The following is a 3,602-nucleotide window of genomic DNA, read 5'->3' on the forward strand; positions in this document are numbered from 1 at the left end:
GTGGGGGCATCTGCCCCCACACCCCCGGTTTCAGCACGCGGCGCGCTCCGGGAGCGGGCCGCGGCGGTTCGGGGGGCGGCGGCCGTGCAGCAGCAGGTAGAAGCGCTCGACCGACTCCGAGGCACCGTGCTCGAAGCGCTTGACCACCTTGCCGAGCGGGTTCCAGACCCGGCCGTCGGGCATGCGGAGGCCGACGGTCTGCCCGAACAGCTCGGTCTGGTCCGCGTCCAGGTCGACCCAGCGCGCGCCCGCCCGGCGGACGATCACCTCGCCGACGTAGGCGCCGAGGCCCTGCAGGATGCGGTCGACGCCCGAGCGCTCCGGTCCGCCGCGTCTGAGTCCGTCGACGACGAAGTCCACGAGTCTCAGGCTCACCACGCTGTAGTCGAGCGGCAGTCTGCTGCGCTCGTTCATCTCGGCGACGAAGCCCGCGGCATACCCCTGCATGCCGTCGGCGTCCGGCAGCTGCGCTGCACGCCCTGCGATCGGCATCCGTTTCCTCCCCACCAAACGGCCATGACCAGCTCATCCGTCCCAGCGAAAGCAATGCGGAGAGCATCACGGCCCGTGTCGGTGTCCGTTCTCACAGGAAAACCGGAGCCGGTGCGTACAACCATCGGCACCCTTCAGACGTCGTCGAGGCGCCGATCGCCCCAAAACTGTGAGGTGCGCCACAAGTCGGCGTGAACCCGTGATGCCTGTGTGGCGCGGGCCGCTGGGATGCGTGGGCCGCCCGTCCCAAGAGGCGTGCCACACATGGACATTCTGGAGAGGTGGGGCACTTGAGCCCGCGTACGTCGCATGCGTACCGACCACTGAGCATGAAGCGCCGGGCGTGGTTGACGCTCGGCGCCGTCGTTCTCGGCGGGGCCGGCATCGTCACGATCGCCACGGCCAACCCGTCCGACTCCCCCGGCGGTCAGAAGCAGCAGGAGCGGGCCGCCGCCCTGCGCACGATGCAGCTCGGCGGCGGCACGGCCACCGACCGGGAGCTGCCGGCGACCAACACCGAGCAGTTCTCGCTCGTCGGCATCGGCTGGGACAGCCCGTCGGCCGAGGTCGAGGGCACCGCGCAGGTGCGTACGCGGGAGAAGAAGTCGGGCAAGTGGTCGCCCTGGCAGGCCCTGGAGCTCGACTCGCACGGCCCGGACACCCCGGAGGGCACGGCCCGCGGCGCCTCCGAGCCGCTGTGGGTCGGCCCCTCCACCGCCGTACAGGTGCGGGTGAAGGCGAGCAAGGCGCTGCCCAAGGGGCTCAAGCTGCACATGGTCGACCCGGGCGTCAGCAGGGCCGAGGCGAAGAACCCGGCCGGCACGGGCATGGAACCGGCCGCGTTCGCCTCGGAGACGGCGCTGCCCTCGGACTCCGCCACGCCCACCGAGGCGGCCTCGCCGTCGGACCCCGGCGCCCCCACGGACTCCGCGACGCCGGCGCCGACGGACTCGCCCCCGGTGTCGCCGTCCCCGAGCGGCTCGGCGAGCCCGAGCCCGAGCCCGAGTACGAGCCCCAGCCCCACCGCCACCAAGCCGACCGCTCCGCCGTCGACGGTGAAGCAGCCGCCGATCATCTCGCGCGCCCAGTGGGGCGCGGACGAGTCGATCGTCGACGACCCGGCCGAGTACATCGACAAGGTGCAGGCCGTCTACGTCCACCACACGGTCGGCTCCAACAACTACAGCTGCGCCGAGTCCGCCGCCCTGGTCCGCGGCATCATGACGTACCACGTCAAGACCGAGGGCTGGAACGACCTGGGCTACAACTTCCTGGTCGACAAGTGCGGCCGCGTCTTCGAGGGCCGCGGCGGCGGCGTCGACCTGCCGGTCAAGGGCGCCCACACGTACGGCTTCAACAGCTACTCCACCGGCATCGCCCTGCTCGGTGACTTCGAGGGCGACACGGCGACCGGCAAGGCGGCGGGCCGTCCGACGACCGCCGCGCTGCAGTCGACCGCGCGCGTCGCGGCCTGGAAGCTCGGGCAGTACGGCGGCAACCCCAAGGGCACGGTGACGCTGGTCGCCCAGGGCAACACCGGCAAGTACAGCGAGGGCCAGTCGGCCACCATGAGCGTGATCTCCGGTCACCGGGACGCGTTCGCGACGGCCTGCCCGGGCAAGAACCTGTACGCGAAGCTGACCGCGATCCGCGACTTCGCGGCCGGCGCCGGCCGCAACTCCGCGATCCCGACGAGCGACTTCAACCGGGACGGCGTGCCGGACCTGGTCGTCGGCCTGCCCCGGGTCTCCAGCAGCGACGGCAGCGTCGTGGTGCTCCCGGGCAACGACGCCGGCCCCAACTCGGCGGCCCGCCGGACGATCAACCAGAACAGCACCGGCGTGCCGGGCAGTTCGGAGGCCGGTGACGGCTTCGGTTCGGACAGCGCGTGGGGTGACGTCAACGGCGACGGCTACGGCGACCTGCTCGTCGGCGCGCCGGGCGAGGACGGCACCTCCACGCAGGCGGACACCGGCCAGGTGACCGTGCTGTACGGTCCCGGGCTGAGCTCGGGCAAGTCCTACTGGACCAACGAGACGACGCGCGTGGCGGGCGAGAAGCTGGGCGCCGCCGTGGCCACCGGGGACTTCAACGCGGACGGCAAGTCCGACGTGTTCTCCGTGGCACCGGGCAAGCCGGGCCGCTGGTGGGTGTTCGACAGCGCGACCGGTGTCGCCCGCACCGGTTACCTGAGCACCGCCGCGTACACGGGCGCGGTCGCGTACGCGAGCACGGCGGCCGGTGACTTCAACAAGGACGGCTTCGGCGACGTGGCGGTTTCGTACCGCGACCCGGGCGGCGTGGGCCGTCTGCTGTGGCTCAAGGGCTCGGCCACCGGCCTGCAGCGCGTCGGCATCCTGGAGGCGCGCGGCGGCCGTTCGCTCGCCTCGGGCGACATCAACGGCGACGGTTACGCGGACCTCGCGGTCGGCCAGCCGAGCACCACGGAGTCGGGCCACACGCTCAAGGGCGGTGCCGTGACCGTCGTGTTCGGTTCGTCGACGGGTCTGACGTCGACCGGCCGCAAGTCGCTCGGCCAGGACACGACGGGGGTGCCGGAGACGGGTGAGACCGGTGACGACATGGGTGCCTCCGTGTCCGTCGGCGACGCGAACCTCGACGGCTACGACGACATCCTCACCGGCCTGCCCGGCGAGGACATCACCCGCAGCGGCGTCGCACAGACCAACGCCGGCCTGGCGATCCTGCTGCGCGGTTCCTCGACCGGGCCGACGGCGACGGGATCGGTGGCGTACCACCAGGACACCACCGGCATGCCGGGCACGACGGAGTTGAACGACCGCCTCGGCTCGTCCGTCACGCTCGCCGACCTGTCCGGCTACGTGCGCGCGGACGTGGCGATCGGTGCGGACGGCGAGGACGCGAACAACGGCACGGTGCTGCAGCTGGACAACAGCAGCAGCAGCGGCATCACGCCGGCCTCCGGCGTCTACTACGGGACGGCGGCGCTGGGCGCGCCGACGGGTGTGCGCATCGGTCTGGTGCTGACGCCGTAGTCCGCGGGGAGCCGGCCGCGCGGCCGGCTCCCTCCACCGGGCCCGCCGGACCCCCGACGGGGGCGTCCGGCGGGCCCGCGCGGTACCCGGACC

General features: G+C 72.5%; 2 protein-coding genes. One reads left to right on the forward strand and one right to left on the reverse strand.

Going from position 1 to position 3,602, the window contains the following annotated elements; translation table 11 throughout:
- Positions 1-30 precede the first annotated feature (30 nt).
- Positions 31-492, reverse strand: coding sequence for a hypothetical protein (locus ACWD0A_RS34660; RefSeq protein ID WP_451304680.1), 462 nt, complete (start codon positions 490-492; stop codon positions 31-33).
- A 281-nt stretch (positions 493-773) separates the two neighbouring features.
- Here ACWD0A_RS34660 and ACWD0A_RS34665 point away from each other — a divergent pair, with 281 nt between their 5' ends.
- On the forward strand, positions 774-3,509 hold the full coding sequence (locus tag ACWD0A_RS34665; RefSeq protein ID WP_451304681.1) for an FG-GAP-like repeat-containing protein: 2,736 nt from the start codon (positions 774-776) through the stop codon (positions 3,507-3,509).
- The last annotated feature ends 93 nt before the right edge of the window (positions 3,510-3,602 follow it).

The organism is Streptomyces sp. NPDC002867 (assembly GCF_053591895.1).

What these genes read in the sequence shown, in the direction of transcription:
- ACWD0A_RS34660 (WP_451304680.1), bottom strand. Translation starts at nt 492, where the DNA reads ATGCCGATCGCAGGGCGTGCAGCGCAGCTGCCGGACGCCGACGGCATG.